The sequence below is a fragment of the Bradyrhizobium sp. USDA 4541 genome, from assembly GCF_024171085.1.
GTDB classification, from domain to species: domain Bacteria; phylum Pseudomonadota; class Alphaproteobacteria; order Rhizobiales; family Xanthobacteraceae; genus Bradyrhizobium; species Bradyrhizobium australafricanum.
Window position 1 is genome coordinate 100,529 of record NZ_JALJZF010000001.1, and the last position, 16,541, is coordinate 117,069.

Annotated in this window: 13 protein-coding genes, 1 tRNA gene and 1 riboswitch; of the genes, 4 read left to right on the top strand and 10 right to left on the bottom strand. The window is 65.4% G+C overall.

Features of this window, described 5'->3' with window-relative positions; genetic code table 11:
- Nucleotides 1–14: 14 nt before the first annotated feature.
- The 7 genes from uca to J2R80_RS00505 form a co-directional block, all read right to left on the bottom strand.
- Entirely contained in the window at nucleotides 15–3,557 is a 3,543-nt protein-coding gene (gene uca / locus J2R80_RS00475) for an urea carboxylase (RefSeq protein ID WP_253588150.1), read from the bottom strand.
- Nucleotides 3,558–3,560: 3 nt separating this feature from the next.
- Nucleotides 3,561–4,199 carry an urea amidolyase associated protein UAAP2 gene (locus tag J2R80_RS00480; protein WP_141339589.1) on the bottom strand — a complete coding sequence of 213 codons (639 nt, stop codon included), beginning with the start codon at nucleotides 4,197–4,199 and terminating at the stop codon, nucleotides 3,561–3,563.
- Nucleotides 4,196–5,041, bottom strand: coding sequence for an urea amidolyase associated protein UAAP1 (locus J2R80_RS00485; RefSeq protein ID WP_076827665.1), 846 nt, complete (start codon nucleotides 5,039–5,041; stop codon nucleotides 4,196–4,198). The genes J2R80_RS00480 and J2R80_RS00485 overlap by 4 nt, the downstream gene beginning before the upstream one ends.
- Nucleotides 5,038–5,871: an ABC transporter ATP-binding protein gene (locus tag J2R80_RS00490; protein WP_057017920.1), complete on the bottom strand. Its 834-nt coding sequence runs from the start codon at nucleotides 5,869–5,871 to the stop codon at nucleotides 5,038–5,040. The genes J2R80_RS00485 and J2R80_RS00490 overlap by 4 nt, the downstream gene beginning before the upstream one ends.
- The gene (locus J2R80_RS00495; protein ID WP_076827666.1) at nucleotides 5,868–6,686 is read right to left on the bottom strand and encodes an ABC transporter permease; all 819 of its coding nucleotides are present in this window, start codon (nucleotides 6,684–6,686) and stop codon (nucleotides 5,868–5,870) included. The genes J2R80_RS00490 and J2R80_RS00495 overlap by 4 nt, the downstream gene beginning before the upstream one ends.
- Before the next feature lie 46 nt (nucleotides 6,687–6,732).
- Nucleotides 6,733–7,806: a putative urea ABC transporter substrate-binding protein gene (locus J2R80_RS00500; protein WP_057017922.1), complete on the bottom strand. Its 1,074-nt coding sequence runs from the start codon at nucleotides 7,804–7,806 to the stop codon at nucleotides 6,733–6,735.
- Nucleotides 7,807–7,884: 78 nt separating this feature from the next.
- Nucleotides 7,885–7,995: riboswitch (guanidine-I (ykkC/yxkD leader) on the bottom strand.
- Nucleotides 7,996–8,328: 333 nt separating this feature from the next.
- Nucleotides 8,329–10,119, bottom strand: a complete 1,791-nt coding sequence (locus J2R80_RS00505) for a peptidoglycan-binding protein (RefSeq protein WP_253637898.1) — start codon at nucleotides 10,117–10,119, stop codon at nucleotides 8,329–8,331.
- Nucleotides 10,120–10,663: 544 nt separating this feature from the next.
- Between J2R80_RS00505 and J2R80_RS00510 the strand changes: the two genes are divergently transcribed.
- The gene (locus J2R80_RS00510; RefSeq protein WP_229193406.1) at nucleotides 10,664–11,089 is read left to right on the top strand and encodes a hypothetical protein; all 426 of its coding nucleotides are present in this window, start codon (nucleotides 10,664–10,666) and stop codon (nucleotides 11,087–11,089) included.
- Between the two features lie 235 nt (nucleotides 11,090–11,324).
- On the opposite strand, the gene J2R80_RS00515 is transcribed toward J2R80_RS00510, so the two are convergent.
- Nucleotides 11,325–12,239, bottom strand: coding sequence for a LysR substrate-binding domain-containing protein (locus J2R80_RS00515; RefSeq protein WP_076827668.1), 915 nt, complete (start codon nucleotides 12,237–12,239; stop codon nucleotides 11,325–11,327).
- A 116-nt stretch (nucleotides 12,240–12,355) separates the two neighbouring features.
- Between J2R80_RS00515 and J2R80_RS00520 the strand changes: the two genes are divergently transcribed.
- Nucleotides 12,356–12,925 carry an N-acetyltransferase gene (locus J2R80_RS00520; protein ID WP_229193408.1) on the top strand — a complete coding sequence of 190 codons (570 nt, stop codon included), beginning with the start codon at nucleotides 12,356–12,358 and terminating at the stop codon, nucleotides 12,923–12,925.
- 507 nt (nucleotides 12,926–13,432) lie between these two features.
- Here J2R80_RS00520 and J2R80_RS00525 read toward each other — a convergent pair.
- Nucleotides 13,433–13,507: transfer RNA gene (locus J2R80_RS00525), tRNA-Val, on the bottom strand.
- A 78-nt stretch (nucleotides 13,508–13,585) separates the two neighbouring features.
- Entirely contained in the window at nucleotides 13,586–13,945 is a 360-nt protein-coding gene (gene cpdR / locus J2R80_RS00530; protein WP_016843340.1) for a cell cycle two-component system response regulator CpdR, read from the bottom strand.
- Nucleotides 13,946–14,250: 305 nt separating this feature from the next.
- On the opposite strand from cpdR, the gene J2R80_RS00535 reads away from it, so the two are divergent.
- Both J2R80_RS00535 and hisN read left to right on the top strand, forming a co-directional pair.
- Nucleotides 14,251–15,138, top strand: coding sequence for an N-formylglutamate amidohydrolase (locus tag J2R80_RS00535; protein ID WP_076827777.1), 888 nt, complete (start codon nucleotides 14,251–14,253; stop codon nucleotides 15,136–15,138).
- A 570-nt stretch (nucleotides 15,139–15,708) separates the two neighbouring features.
- Entirely contained in the window at nucleotides 15,709–16,488 is a 780-nt protein-coding gene (gene hisN, locus J2R80_RS00540; protein ID WP_076827670.1) for a histidinol-phosphatase, read from the top strand.
- Nucleotides 16,489–16,541 lie beyond the last annotated feature (53 nt).

Consider the following 16,541-nt stretch of genomic DNA (forward strand, 5'->3'; position numbering starts at 1 on the left):
CGGCTGTAGCCGCGCTAGCCCGGCCGGAGCAACGCCACCACATCGCCCGCGCGCAGCGTCTGGCCGGGCTTCACCGGCACCGAGGCGATGCGGCCCGCCGCGGGTGCGTGCACGGAGATCTCCATCTTCATGGACTCGATGACGGCCAGCACGTCGCCGGCCGCGACCTTGGCGCCTTCCTCGACCAGCACCTTCCAGATGTTGCCGGGCACTTCGGAGAACGCGCCGATCTGACCGTCGGGAATCCCCGTCGCGGCGGCTGCCGCATCGATCGTTTCAGCCGGCGCCTCGTCGAGCTTCATCTCGCGCCAGCGCTGGCGCTCGGCGTCGAACGCGGCCTGCTGCGTTGCCTTGAACGCGGCGATTGACGGCTTGGCGTCGGCCAGTGTCCTGGCATAGTCGGCGTAGGAGAACTCGCCCTCTTCGATCCTGATGTCATACTGCCCGTGCGGGAACGCGGCGCGGGCGTCGAGGAGTTCATCGGCGTCGACCGGGAAGAAGCGGATCTTGTCGAAGAACCGCAGCAGCCAGGGATGGCCCGGCTCGAACACCCGCGTGGTGCGCCAGGTGTTCCAGACCTGGATGGTACGGCCGAACAGCTGGTAGCCGCCCGGCCCTTCCATGCCGTAGATGCACATATAGGCGCCGCCGATGCCGACCGCGTTCTCCGGCGTCCAGGTCCGCGCCGGGTTGTACTTCGTGGTCACCAGCCGATGCCGCGGGTCGAGCGGCGTCGCCACCGGCGCGCCGAGATAGACGTCGCCGAGGCCGAGCACGAAATAATCCGCGTCGAACACGATGCGGCGGACATCGTCCTCGCTCGCAAGTCCGTTGATGCGCCGGATGAACTCGACATTCGACGGACACCATGGCGCATCGGCGCGCACCAACTCCTGATATTTGCGCATCGCAAGCTCGGCCTCCGGATCGCGCCACGACAGCGGCAGATGCACGGTGCGGCTCGGCACCCGCATCGCGTCGACCGGCGGCAATTCGCGCTCGATCCGCCTGAGCACGTCGAGCAGCTTCGTTCGCGACAACGCGGTGCCGTCATAATGGATCTGCAGCGAGCGGATGCCGGGCGTCAGATCGATCAGGCCACTGAGCTTCGCCTCTTCCAGCGCCTGCGCCAGCACATGCACGCGCAGCCGCAGCGCGATGTCGAGCTCCATCGGGCCATACTCGACCAGCAAATTGTCGTCGCCGGCGCGGCGATAGACCACCGGAATCGGGCCGGCGTCATTCCGACCGACGATCGCCGATCCGAGCTCAGGCGCGCGCAGCACCGTGGGGCCGGCCACCGGATCGTCGCGTTTGACCGGCACGAAGCGGACGGTGTCGCCCGGCCGGAGCTGGCCGACCTTCCATAGCTCGTCGCGGGCGACCACGGCCGGACAGACGAAGCCGCCGAGGCTCGGTCCGTCGGGCCCGAGAATGATCGGCATGTCGCCGGTGAAGTCGATCGAGCCGACCGCATAGGCGTTGTCATGGATGTTCGACGGATGCAGCCCGGCCTCGCCGCCGTCGGCGCGCGCCCAGCGCGGCTTCGGCCCGATCAGCCGCACGCCGGTGCGGGCGCTGTTGAAATGCACCTCGTAGCTCGCCGCGAACAGCGTCTCGATATCCTCGTCGAGGAAGAAATCCGGCGCGCCGTGCGGGCCGTAGACGACGCCGATCTGCCACGCCGATGTGAGTTGCGGCCGCTCGTGTTCCGTGGCGCGCCGCGGCGCCGCAAGGCCCGATGGCTCGGCACCGATATGCAAGACGTCGCCGGCCTTCAGCGATCCCGTCGCATGGCCGCCGAAGGCGCCGAGCGCAAACACAGCACGCGATCCGAGAATTTCGGGCACGTCGATGCCGCCGCGCACGGCGAGGTAGGTGCGCTGCCCAGGGCCCTTGATGCTGCCGATCGCGAGCGTCTGGCCGGCGCGTACCGCGAGAGGCTCGTCATACGCGACATCGGCGCCGTCGAGCGATGCCTTCATCAGCGCGCCCGAGAGCGCGACGATCGCGTCGGTGTTGAAGCGCAAGGTCGGCCCGTTGACCGTCAGCTCCAGTGCGGTCGTCGTCTCCGGATTGCCGACCAGACGATTGGCGAGGCGAAACGACCGTTCGTCCATCGGGCCGCTCGGCGGCACGCCGACATGCCAGAGATGCAGCCGGCCGGGCAATTCCTGCACCCCGCTCTGCGCGCCCGGCGCGACAACGTCGATGGTGCCGGGGCGATAGCCGAATTCGCCAAGCACACTCGTCGCCACCTGCCCGCTGCGGAACACGTCGGACGCCGCAATCGCGCGCAAATAGTCGAGATTGGTCTCGATGCCGGCGACGACCGTATCGTCCAGCGCTTTCGAAAGCCGCGCGATCGCGGCCTCGCGCGTCTCGGCTGAAACGATGATCTTGGCCAGCATCGGATCGTAGAACGGCGACACCTCGGTGCCGGTCTCGATCCAGCCGTCGATCCGCGCATCCGGCGAAAAGCTGACCTGCGTCAGGCGGCCCGCGCTCGGGCGAAAGCCCGCGCCCGGATTCTCGGCATAGAGCCGCACCTCGATCGCAGCGCCCTTTGGCGTGAGCGCGCCCGCCTGGCCGAGCACGTCCTCGCCGGCCGCCTGCCGGATCATCCATTCGACGATGTCGACACCGGCGACCTGCTCGGTGACGGGATGCTCGACCTGCAGGCGGGTGTTCACCTCGAGGAAATAGAAATCGTCGCGCTCAACGTCGTAGATGAACTCCACCGTGCCGGCGGACTCGTACGACACGGTCTTGCCGAGCGACACCGCGGCCGCGTGCAGCCGCCGGCGGATGTCGGCGGACAGCCCCGGTGCGGGCGTCTCCTCAAAGACCTTCTGGTTGCGCCGCTGCAGCGAGCAATCGCGCTCGCCGAGCGCGACCACGCCGCCCTTGCCATTGCCGAAGATCTGCACCTCGATATGCCGCGCGCGCGCAACGAACCGCTCGAGATAGACCCGGGCGTCGCCGAAGCTTGCCCGCGCCGTCCGCTGCACCGATTCGAAGCGTTCGCGCAGCGTCGCCATGTCGTGGCACAGCTGCATCCCGATGCCGCCGCCGCCCGCCGTGCTCTTCAGCATCACCGGGAAGCCGATCGTTTCGGCCTGCTGCACCGCCTCGTCGATGGTCTCCAGCAGGCCCGAGCCCGGCAGCAGCGGCACGCCGCTGCGCTCGGCGATCTCCCGCGCCTTGTGCTTGAGACCGAAGGCGTCGAGATGCTCAGGCCGCGGCCCGATGAATTTGATGCCGTGCCCGGCGAGCCGCTCGGCAAAGCGGCGGTTCTCCGACAGGAAGCCGTAGCCGGGATGCACCGCCTGCGCGCCGGTGGCAAGGCACGCCGCCATGATCGCATCGACATTGAGGTAGCTCTCCGCGGCGGGCGCAGGACCGATCCGCACCGCCTCGTCGGCGTCGAGCACCGGCCGGGTGAAACGGTCGGCGTCGGAATAGACCGCGACCGAAGAGATGCCCATGCGGCGCAATGTTCTGCCGATCCGCCCGGCGATCTCGCCGCGGTTGGCAATCAGGACCTTGCTGAACATGCCTCACGCCTCCGGCTCGAAGATCGTCACCTGAACCGGCGTCGGAAAGAATCCGTTGCAGGGGTTGTTGATCTGCGGACAGTTCGAGATCAGGCACAGCACGTCCATCTCGGCGACCAGCTCGATGGCGTCGCCCGGCTTGGAGACGCCATCGACCACGGTGAAATTGCCGGCGGGATCGATCGGCACGTTCATGAAGAAGTTGAGATTCGGCACGATGTCGCGCTTCGACATGCCGTATTTCGCGGCCTCGATCACGAAATTCTCGCGGCAGGCGTGCTGATAGCGGGTCTGGTGCCCGAACCGCACGGTGTTGCTTTCGCACGAGCAGGCGCCCGCCGAGGTGTCGTGCAGGCCGCAGCTGTCGGCCGTCACACGCAGCATCACGCGGCCTTCGTTGGACATGATCGTGGTGCCCAGCCCGACATAGGCCGAGCCCTGCGCGCGCAGCGTATCCTGGCCGCTGTAGCGCTCGCCGAAATCACTGGCGCAATAGAACAGCGTGTCGACCGCCTGCTGGCCATGGCTATCGGTGATCCGCAGCGTCTGCCCCTTGCGGATGATCGCCGACCACGGCTTGCGCGCGGGAATTTCGACATCGAGAACGATGCGGCCGGCGGTGCGAACAGGTTGCATGGTCATCGCACGGCTCCTTCCAGGGCTTCGCCGAGATACAGCGCATTGTTCTGATAGGCGCGGGCCGCTTCCGCGGTCGCAGTCCGGCACAGATCGTCGGCCGCCGGCGCGGCCGCGCGGTAGCGCACGATCTCCACGCTCGCCTGCGGATAGGTTTTGGCGGGATCGAGCGGATGCGGGCAGTTCGACAGCGCGACCAGAAGCTCCATCTCCGCGCGCAGATCGACGAAATCGCCCTGCTGCCGCCGCTGCTCCGACCAGACAAACTTGCCGTCGGCGTCGATCGCGACCGGTGCGAAGAAGCTGACGCAGGGATGCACGTCGCGGCGATCAAGGCCAAGCTTGGCTGCGGCGAGAATGAAATTGTCGCGCGTGTTGCGGAAATTCCCGTCGCCGTATTTGGCCACGTTGGTCGCCGCGGTCGAGCCGCCGACCACGGCATCATGTGCGGCGCTGCTGTCCTCGGTGATCCCGAGCAGCGCGCGCCCCATGTCGGACAGCAGCACCCGCCCCTTCTGCAACCGCGCCGCCCACTGCACCTTGATGGTGTCGGCGTGGTTGAGCCGTTCGGTGGTGTCGGCACTGTTCCAGGCGAGCAGGCTGACGGTCGACGTCCCCGACGTGTTGACGATGCGCAGCGTGTCACCGCGATTCAGCCGCGTAGTCCAGTACCAGCCGGATGGGATCGTCTCGCGGTGAATGACAGTGTCGGCATCGATCGACGCGGCGTCGCGCGCGGTCGGCGCCGGCAGTGCCCGCGGCGCGTGCTCCTGCCCCGCCGCCTTCAGCTCGTTATACCGCCGGGTATGCGCCGCGATCTCGGCCTTTTGTTCCTCTGACAGGATCATGGTTGCTCCTTCAAGACGAGAGCGCCGGGCCGTCCCGGCTGATGCTCCTTGCCTGACCGGGTCGTCCCGGTCGGAGCTGGTTGAACTGACGTCCGCAACTCCGCACTGCGGCGCGGGAAGATCTCGAGGTCGCGCGACACCGTGGCGCCGTAGCGCTCGCGCTCCTCGGGGCGGTTGCGCTGCCGCTCCAGCGCGATCACCCGCGTCGCAAGTCCGAAGGCCTCGCTGAGGTCATGCGTCACCATCACGACGGTGAGATGGGTCTCGTTCCAGAGCCGCTTCATCAGGAGGTGAATGTCGGCACGAATACCCGGATCGAGCGCACCGAACGGCTCGTCGAGCAGCAGGATCTTCGGGCCGCGCATGATCGCCTGTGCCAGCGCGAGCCGCTGCTGCATGCCGCCCGACAGCGCCGACGGATATTTGCTCTCCTGGCCGGCGAGCCCGACCTCGGCGAGCAGCTTCATCGCTTCGTCGGCGGCGGCGCGGCGCGCGGCGCCGAACAGCCGGCCGGTGAATTTGGCGTCGCGCAGTTCGCGCCCGAGCATGACGTTCTGCAAAACCGTCAGATGCGGAAACACCGAGTAGCGCTGGAACACCACGCCGCGGTCAGCGTCCGGCTCGCCAGGCAACGGCTTGCCGTCGACCAGGATCTGGCCGCGGGTCGGCTGCTCCTCGCCGAGCAGCATACGCAGCAGCGTGGTCTTGCCGCAGCCGGACGGGCCGACCAGCGCAATGAAGGCGCGCGGCTCGACCTCCATCGTGATGCGCTCGAGCACGATGTGGTCGCCATATTCCTTCCAGACGTCGTCGAAGCGGATCGCGCTCATTCCGCCCTCACCGAGGCAAACCAGGGAAACAGTTTTCGCTGCGTGACGCGCAGGCCGACATCGATCAGGAACGCCAGCAGCGTGATCCAGGCGACGTAGGGAATGATGACGTCCATCGCGAGATAGCGGCGCACCAGGAAGATCCGGTAGCCGAGCCCGGAATCGGAGGCGATCGCCTCCGCCGCGATCAGGAACAGCCACGCCGGCCCGAGCTGCAGGCGCAGCACGTCGATCAGCCGCGGCAGGGTTTGCGGCATCGCGACGCGCAGCGCGATCTGCCAAGTCGAGGCGCCGAGCGTCTGTGCCTTGACGATCTGCTCGCGCGGCAGCTCCTGCACCTTCATGGCGAGATCGCGGATCATGCAAGGCAGCGTCCCGATCACGATCAGCGCAATCTTGGAATTCTCCCCGAGCCCCATCACGATGAACAGGATCGGCAACAGCGCCAGCGGCGGCACCATCGAGGTCACCGATACGAACGGCCCGAGCAGGGCGTTGGCGCCCGGCAACAGCCCGATCACGATCCCGAGCACCAGCGCAGCCGCCGTCGAGATCGCCAGCGCCGAGCCCAGTCGCCCCAGGCTGGCGACGGTGTCGGAGGCCATCAGATAGCCGCCGGTGCGCGGGTCGACCTCGAACGCCATCTGCTTGACGGCCTGCACCATGCTCGGCAGCGCCGGCAGCAGCTTGTCGTTCGGGTTCTGCGCGAGCCGCGCGCTGGAGCCGGCGAAGTAGGCGATTGCGACCAATACGAACGGCAGCGCGAGCAGATAGAATCGCGTCTGCCGTCCCGGCCGTATGTTCACAAGTCGCATGGGCAGCTCCTGCTTGGGGCGACGCGCTGCGCGTCAGAGCTTGGCGTCAGAGCTTGCCCTTGGCGGCCTCGTCCATGTAGGTCGGGTCGAAGCGCAGCTTGACGTTCGACTTGTCGCCCAGCACCGATTTGTCGGCGAGCTCGATGCCGACGGCGTCGGCCGACTTCGCGCCCTTGCCGAGCAGGTCCTTCTCGAACAGGAACTTGCGCACGCGATCCATGGTCGCGCCGACGGTCTGGCTGCGCGTGAAGGCTTCGGCGTCGGTTGCCTTGTCGAACAGTTTTGTGGTCGAGAGCTGGCTGTCGAAGCCGGCGAGGTCGGTGCCGGAGGCCTTGGCCATCGCCTCCTTGGCGGCCTTCGCCGCGGCATCGTTCGCCGTCATTTTCGACAGCGTCTCGTACCAAATGCCGACCAGCGCCTTGGCGAAGTCCGGATTGTCCTTGGCGACTGCGGTGTTCACCACCATCAGGTCCATGATCTCGCCGGGGATTTGCGAGGAATCGAACACCTTCTTCGCATCGGGCGAGCCGAGGATTTCGGTTACGATCGGATTCCAGGTCACCACCGCACTGACGTCAGGCGTCTTGTAGGCGGCGGCGATATCGGCGTCGGAGGTGTTGATGACCTTGACGTCCTTCTCGCTCAGCTTGCTGGTCTCGAGCGCGCGCGCCAGCAGATAATGCGACACCGAGAACTCGACCAGGTTGACGGTCTGGCCCTTGATCGCGGCGAGATCAGACTTGTTCTTCAGGATCACCGCGTCGTTGCCGTTGGAGAAATCGCCCATCACGACCGCGGTGGTGTCGACGCCGCCGGCTGCCGGAATCGACAGTGCGTCCATGTTGGTGATGGTGACGGCGTCATAGCCGCCGGCGGTGTACTGGTTGATCGATTCGACGTAGTCGTTGAACTGCTTGACCTCGATCGCGATGCCGTATTTGTCGGCCCATTTCTTGACGATGCCGGTGTCGGCCGCATAGCCCCACGGCATCCATCCGACATAGATCGACCAGGCGACCTTGAAGCTTTTCTTCGGCGCGGCGTCGGCCGCAGGCGCAGCCGCCAGCACGACCGCGCAGCCGATGACAACAGAGCGAAGGAAGAAAACGAATTTGTTCATTGCCGATCCCTCTTGCGAAATTTCACAAAAAGGGACTGGCGAAAAGACCATCGCTCCGCCAATCCCTTGGCTGACGAGGTCTCCCGGGCTTTTATCCCGCCGTGCACCTGCGGGGATGTCTCCCCCGCAAGCGGCTGCTCTCGGACCAGCACCTTGCTTCGCAAGATCGGAACCCTAGCGGCCAACTCGACGCCATTGATGCACGAGGCGTGCCAGCGGGCCGGCAATTGAATCTCATGAGATTTTTCCGCGCGCGCGGCGCGGCCACGACAGTGTCTTGCTTAAAGATTGCGCAGATCTGCTCAGAATTGGCTCTGTCCTTTCGCCACCGGCATCAGCAGGATCGCACGATGGCTGATGTCGAGGGAGTTCGATGCGCAAGCTTCTGAGCGTTCTGTGCGCCGGCCTCTGGCGCGGATTGCACGGCCGGTTCGGCCTGGTGCCGAATTCCGAACTAAAAGACTGATCGCAAGATCGCAAAAAAAGAGCCCCGCTCTGCAGCGGGGCTCCTGCACAGAGATCCTATTTCCGATCGGAGTTTTGCGCCGGCGTCTGCGGGCTCTGGCCTGAGCCTGACGACGGCGGGTTGTTATTCTGGTTGGGCTGGCTGGACTGCGTGTCCCGGCCGGCATTTGACTGATTGCCGCTACCCTGACCGACGGTCGACTGGTTCTGCGGTGCAGCCTGGCCCGTCGTATTCTGCTGCGGGGCCTGCTGCTGAGCGGACGGCTGATTTCCGCTCTGGCCGGTTGTCGACTGGCTCTGCGGCGAGTTCGCCTGACCCGTGGTCTGCCCGGTCGTGTTCTGCTGGGCAGGCTGCTGAGTGCCGGTCTGGCCGGTCGACTGGTTCTGCGGCGCGTTGGTCTGACCGGTCGTCTGTCCAGTCGTGTTCTGCTGGGTGCGGCTCTGGCCGACCGTCGACGATGCGCCCGCGCCCTGACCGATCCGATCGGACAGGCCGAGTGCGGTCACCGTGCGCGTGTCGACGCTGCCGCTGGTCGTGATGCCCTCCTGACGCTGGAAGGTGATCAGCGCCTCGCGGGTCCGCGATCCCAATACACCGTCAGCCTCGCCGACCAGCAGGCCGCGGTCGATCAGCACCTGCTGCACCTCGCGGATCTGCTGCGGGTTCAGGTCCATCATCGCAACGCTACCGCCACCACCGCCACCGCCACCGCCGCGATGGCTGAAGCGCGTCCGCGGTCCGACCGGGACGACGTCGACGACACGGCGCTCGCGATCGAGAAACACGACTTCATCCTCGACGACGAAGAAGCTGTCGTCGCGATAATACGGGAACGCATCGATCAGCGCCGGGAAGGCGGCAACCGACACCGCGTTGAACCTCCGCGGCACCACCACGCCCGGATTGACCGCGAAGTTGATCGTACTGACATTGACACGCGGTGCGTTACGCGCCGACAGCACCGAGCGCTGGATCGTGCTCTGCTGCTGCGCGGTCACGGTGCGCCCGGCCTCGGTCTGGACCGTGGCGTTCGACTGCGCCTGGGTCTGAGCGGTTGTCCCGGCTTGTCCCTGAGCCTGACCGGTGGTCTGTCCGGAGTTCATCCGGTTTTGCGTCGTACCGGACTGCGGAGCGGCCGCGCCCGTGGTCTGGCCGGCTCGCGTATTCGGGGCTGCCGTTGTGCCCTGGCCGGTGGTCGTGTTCGCGCCCTTTGCCTGGCCCGTGGTCGTGCTCTGGCCGGTCGTCATGCCCGGCTTGCCTTGAGTCTTGCCTTGAGCCTTGTCCTGAGCCGTCCCCTGGCCGGTCGTGGTGCCCTGGCCGCGGTTCGCGGTGTTGGCGCGATTCTCCTGCTGCTGGCTTTGCCGCGTCGTGGCGCTGCCGCGTTCGCGGGATTCAGATCGCCCCATCTGCTCGCGCTGGTCTCGGCCCTGGCCGACGGTCTGCTCTTGCTTGCTCTGGCTGCGCTGACCCTGCTCGGCGCGGCCGCTCTCGCGGGCCTGGCCGGTGGTCTGGCTGCGCTCGGCGGCACCGCGGCCCATCTGTCCTTCAGCCCTGCCGGTTTCTCGTGCGCCGCCCTGGCCGCGACCGACCGTCATGCCTTCGCTTCGCGATGCCCCGGGACTGCCATGCATTGCGCCGCCGGAACTGCCGGCCGACGAGCCTGCGGAGCGGCCGTGTTCACCACCGCCGCCACCGCCCGCACCGACGCTTCCGCCGCCGCCCGGGCCGCCACCACCCATGCCGCCCCCGCCACCCTCGCGCATGCCCTGCGCCGATGCGAGGCTGACGCCTGCCAACAGCACGGCCGTCGTCAGCAGAAATTTGCTCTTCATCATCTTGCTCTGCATTACCGATTCCTCCTGCAGTTTGGCGGCTATCCGGATCGCGAAGCTGGCGCCGATGGCTGGCACGCTCCGCGCCGGGGCCGCGTTCCAACAAAGCCGGCGAGCGACGCGACGCAACGGCACGCGCGTCTCGCCGGTGAACTCTGAGAAAACAGCGGCGCCGCCCGCACCGTTCCTAGACACCGCCGCGACGCGACATTTCGCGCCAAGGGAACACCACACGTTCATCTTGAGTTCATCTTGAGCCAGCGGCCTGATGTCTGGTCACGCTTCCGGAACCGATGGCCACGCTTTCCCGTTTTCAATCGAAGTGTGCGTTCGTCGTCATGACGATGCTCAGCGAGCTCACGCGGATCATCGTCCGCTGCGACTGGCGGTGGATCGAAACAGGCTCCGTTCGGCTTTGAACATTGGATTCGCCGTCAACGGCAGCACCACTGCGCCCACCTCGCCGCCGGGCCCGGATCCCTTGCAGGCGCGCGGCCATACGCAACCAATGCCACTCTCCTCCGTTGACCGGCTGGGCATCATCATCGAGGAGGATCACATGCGGAAAACAGGGCTTGTTCTTGCAACCGTCGGTACGCTTGGGGTGAGCGCCATCGCGGCCCCGGCGCCCGCCGAAGCACGGTGGGGACACGGAGGGTGGGGGTGGGGTCCGGCGGTCGCGGGCGGATTGATTGCCGGCGCAGTCGTCGGCGGCCTCGCCTCGTCGGCCTACGGCTATCCCGGCTATTCCTATGGTTACGGCTACCCCGGCTACGGCTACGGTTATGGCTATTCGCCCGCCTATTACGGCAGCTATGCCTATGACGACGGCTATTACGCTGCGCCGTATCGTTGGGGCGGCGGCTACACGACGACATATTATAGCGGATACCGGCCGGCCTATTACGGCTACCGCTATCGTCACGTGGTGCGGCCGGCATACGCCTATTATCGCGGCGGCTATCCGCGCTGGCGTCATTGGTGAGATCGGCCAGAGCAACCCGGCGCGGCCAGCCGAGCTGACTGGCGCCGGCAAGAGGCCGACAAGGGTCGACCGGGTTGAGCGGCAGCGTTACCCGGCGACCCGCAGCGCGGTCACGGCGACGCAGGCGTTGCCTAACGGAATCAGCACCACCTGCGCGCCGTGCGACAGCGCCATCGGCGCGATCACCGAGCGTGCCGGTCTGTCCGTTGAGCTTGGCGAGTTCGGCGGCCGGTGCTCAAGCCTGCACGCGCGCGGACTTCCTGTACTGCGCGGTTTCGGCGCGCAGCAGATCGCAGAATTGAAGTGCGAGACGGCTTCGCGGCCGCTGCGAAGGAAGCAGCAACATGGTGGCGATCTCCAGCCGTGGCACGAACGGCTTGAGTACAATTTTGGAGCTTGCAAAATCCCGGGCCACGATCGGGTCGACGATTGAGAAACCCAGTCCCTGCGCAACCAGGGCACAACGCTGCATGCTGTACTGGATCTCCGCGACCGTCTTGATCTCGACCTTGGCCTCATCGAGGACGCGCTCAAAGCGGGATCGATGCGGTGCGCTCGGGGAAGCTGCGATCATGGGCTCTCCCCGCAGATCTTGCGCTGCGATCGATCGCTTCGAGCGTAACCGGTGCTGGCGGGGCAGGACGCAGACCGCCTCCGTTGTCATGAGGAGCTCGTCGTCGACCGCGGCAAACCCCGCCTGCGGCCGCGCCAGCCCGACGTCGCATTGTCCCGAGGCCACCAGGCTCCAGACGCGCTCGGGGCTGTGGACGGCCACCGATACGACGATGTCGGGATTCTTCCTCAGGAAGCTGCTGACGATCTGCGGCATCAAGGAATAGGTGAACGCCGGAAGACATGCGATCCTGAGCGTCCCGCTGCCGCGCTCGCGAATGCCGCGCGCGGCGCGCGCCAGATACTCGAGGCCGGCCTGGTTTCTCTCGACCTCGCGCAGGAATATCTCGCCTTCCGGAGTCAGCGTGACGCCGCCTCGCCCGCGTTCGAACAACGCAAAGCCGATCTCGCGCTCGAGACGTGCGATCGCGCGGCTGATGAAAGGCTGTCCCACCCGAAGGCTCAAGGCGGCCTTGGTGATTCCGTTGTGGCGCACGACCTCTCGAAACAGGTCAACATGTCTTGGATTCAAGGGCATGACTAATTTGCATATGAACTGGCTTTCCGGTCATTTGACGGCATGCGCATCGGGTGCGTCAATACGGCATGTACCCGTCGAGCAACCATGCAAGCTTCGCCACCGACCGCATCCTGTTGACCAGGATCACCGGCCCGGAGTCTTCGCGCGCACAGCAGCTTCGCGAGGCAGCGATGCTGCGGCGGCTCGATCGCGGCACATCGGATCGGCCGAATGCCGCACGCCCGGCGGCGGCACGGGACCAGGTCGACACCGCGGCCGCGTTCGCAATCGAGGCCGCGGGATCGGGAGACCTGCTCGGCGTGTCCGGGTTCGGCACGATCGACCGGCACGAGAAGCGGGCTACGTTCGCTCCAATCTGGAGCATCGGACGACTGGACGAGGCCGTGCTCGTCAGTCACGTTGCGCATCTGATGACGCGGTATGCGTTCGAAGTGCTCATGGTCGAGCGGGCCGAGGTGCATCTGGACTGGCGCCTGAGGCACATGCTTGATCTCTACGCCGACCTCGGTTTCCGCCGCGAAGGCAGGCTTCGCGCATATTTCGCTGCCGATGAAGAGCCGTCCGCCGATGCTGCGGTCCTCAGCGTGGTTCGCTCTGAATGGCCCTCCGTTGTGCGTCGGCAGCGCGGGGTTCTCGCCGGCGAAACGTGGCGCTACCGGCTTCCATCCGACCGCCCTCCGTAGCGGCGGCCAAGCTCGGACAAAACGATGTCACGAGAATGCGGGCGTATGACTCAACGGTCGAGCCACCCACTCAGTGTCGTCCCCGCGAAAGCAGGGACCCATGACCACGAATGGTCATTGTTGCCCGATGGCTGAACGACGAATCCCTTCAACAGCATCCGCCGCGGAGTATGGGTCCCTGTTTCGCAGGGACGACGTGTGGAGGGAGCCGCAGTCCCTCGGTTCAAACACTGCTGTCTCTGGAATACTGGGTCACCCGCATGCGACGGGTGATGACACCAACAAGACAGGAAACCAACCACGTCATTGCGAGCGAAGCGAAGCTATCCTCCCACCCGCATATGCCGAGCGATGGATTGCTCGTCGCTTCGCTTTTCGCAATGACGGGTCGAGAGATTTATGGAGGTATCAAGAAACGGCTTGCCGAGCCGCAGCTCGCGGCCAAGGGCCCGCCTCCGCCCATTGGGCTTCGGCGCGGCATCCTTCTCTCGCTGCGCGAGCGAAGGATGGTGGGTGCGACAGGGATCGAACCTGTGACCCCTACCATGTCAAGGTAGTGCTCTCCCGCTGAGCTACGCACCCAAAGCGTATTTGGATCGGGTCCCTATAACGGACGGCGGCGGGGCAGGCAAGGATACAAAGTGAAGGTTTTTTGGCGAATCAGGCCGCCAGCAACTTGTTCACTTCGCTGACCAATTCCCTGAGGTGCACGGGCTTGGCCAGCACTTTGGCGTTTTTCGGCGCCTCCGAATCGGAATTGAGGGCCACCGCGGCAAAGCCGGTGATGAACATGATCTTGATATCGGGATCGAGTTCCGAGGCACGGCGCGCCAGCTCGATGCCGTCCATCTCGGGCATCACGATGTCGGTGAGCAGCATTTCGAACGGCTCCTCGCGCAGCCGCTGGTAGGCCGACATGCCGTTGTCGTGCGGCGAGACCTTGAAACCCGCGTTTTCGAGCGCCTTGACCAGGAAGCGGCGCATATCGGTGTCGTCTTCGGCGAGAAGTATTTTCGGCATGGCAGGAATCGTCGAATCCGGCTTGAGGAGCAGTCCGAACAGTAAGCCCGACAGACGGTAAATTTCGGGTGAAATTTGCGTCAAGCCAGCGGCAAATGCGCGCCATCCATTTGTGGACCGAACCGGACATCGAATCAACCGGGTGCCGCATTTGCTGCTTTTAAGACGCGTTCCAGCTGAAACCACACTCTTTTCACTTGGCAGAATGATCGCGATTACCGACAATGCGTGCCCATAAATCTCCGCTTTTCCGGCAGACTCAGTTGCTGCGGGGCAAGGCGGACGCAAGGGACGGCGCCAAGGGAATGACCGAATTTGCTGGCGAGTTGTCGCCCCCGTTCGAGATCGTTGAGCCGCAGGCCTGGCGCGCGCCGATCATCTTCAATTCCCCGCATTCGGGCTCGGTCTACCCGGCCGAATTCCTCGAGGCATCGCGAATCGATGTGGTGTCGCTGCGGCGCTCCGAAGACTCTTTCATGGACGAGCTGATCGCGGGCCTCAGCGATCGCGGCTTTCCGATCGTGCGGGTCAACTTCCCGCGCTCCTATGTCGACGTGAACCGCGAGCCCTACGAGCTCGACCCGCGCATGTTCACCGGGCGGCTGCCGAGCTTTGCCAATACGCGTTCGATGCGGGTGGCCGGCGGGCTCGGCACCATCCCGCGCGTGGTCGGCGACGGCCAGGAGATCTATCGCGAGCGGCTCGATGTCGACGATGCGCTGCGCCGGATCGAGGTGCTCTACAAGCCCTATCACCGCGCGCTGCGCCGGCTGATCAACAAGGCACACCAGGCGTTCGGCGCCGTGATCGTGGTCGACTGCCATTCGATGCCGTCGGTCGGCGTGTCGCGCGACGAGCCGCGCCGGCCCGACGTCGTGATCGGCGACCGCTACGGCACGAGCTGTGCGGCGCTATTGCCCGACCACGTCGAGGAGATCATGAGCTCGCTCGGCTATTCGATCGGCCGCAACAAGCCCTATGCCGGCGGCTTCATCACCGAGCATTACGGCAATCCGGCGAGCGGCCTGCACACCGTGCAGATCGAGCTCAACCGCGCGGTCTATATGGATGAGCGCCGCCGCGAGCGCGGCCCTCGCTTCGCGCAGGTGGCCGCCGACTTTGCGACCCTGGCGGATGCGCTCGCGAAAATCCCGTTCAGCGATCTCGGCCCGTTCCAGGCGGCAGCGGAGTAATCAATCCTTCGTCGGGCACTGCGATCCCGACGAAGTCATGAACCAGGAATTCAAGTTGGCGGCGCGATAAGCGCCGAACTGGATTCTCAGTTCACTTGCGGAAACGACGGCCCAAGAAAAAAGGGCCGCTTGAATGAACAAGCGGCCCAAGTCTAGGGAGGAAACGCCCAAGGAGGGCAGCGATAGCGCGAGGCGCTACCGCACCGCAACAATATGCGACCGCGCTGCACAAAACGCAAGAACTTTCGAAACATTTCTTGGGTAATGTTGGAAAGTCTGGCGAAACTGCAACAGGCCGGCAGGAGCGGCTTTCCGTATGTAGGATCAATATCTTACAAGGAAAGCCCCCGGGCGGGCAGCGCTCCGCGCATAGCTTGTATACCAGAATTCGCAACTTCGTGATCGAGACCGGGACCCGGGGCGCTTTCGAATCCGAAGCCAAATCGAAAGTCCGGAACCGCGTCATCGGGCTGGATAACACTCCGTTAATCGTGCGCGCCGCGCCGGATTGAGCTAGGCAAGACCGCATCCGATTTCTACCGCGTCGTTTGCGCAGTTCAGGGACATGCCGTGACGGTCATCGACTTTACCGCCTTCATCGGCCGCCTTGCGACCGCATCCGGCGAAACCATCCTGCCCTTCTTCCGCACCTCGCTCTCGGTCGACAACAAGAGCTCGAACGATTTCGATCCGGTCACCGAGGCCGACCGGGCGGCGGAAGCCGTGATGCGGCGGCTGATCAAGTCGAACTTCCCCCAACACGGCATCGTCGGCGAGGAGTTCGGCAATGAGCGCGAGGACGCCGACTATGTCTGGGTGCTCGATCCGATCGACGGCACGAAATCCTTCATCGCCGGCTTTCCGATCTGGGGCACGCTGATCGCGCTGCTGCACAAAGGTACGCCGGTATTCGGCATGATGCACCAGCCCTATATCGGCGAGCGCTTCTCCGGCGACAACGGCTCGGCGCATTACTCCGGCCCGTCGGGCGAACGGCGGCTCTCGGTACGGCGCTGCGCCTCGCTGAAGGAGGCGACCGTCTTCACCACGAGCCCGCTGCTGATGAATCCGGATGACCGCGCCCGCTTCGGCCGCATCGAGAATGCAGCGCGCCTGTCGCGCTATGGCGGCGACTGCTACTCCTATTGCATGCTCGCCGCCGGTCATCTCGACCTCGTGGTCGAGACCGAGCTGAAGCCTTACGACATTGCCGGCCTGATCCCGATCATCACCGGCGCCGGCGGCGTCGTCACCACCTGGGACGGCAAGCCGGCGCAAAGCGGCGGCCGAATCATCGCGGCCGGCGACCCGCGCGTGCACGAAGCGGCGATGAAGCTTTTGAACGCCTGAGTTCCCTGCCTGATTCTTGAGTTGCCGGGCGTCTGATCTGCGCCCATCCTGAC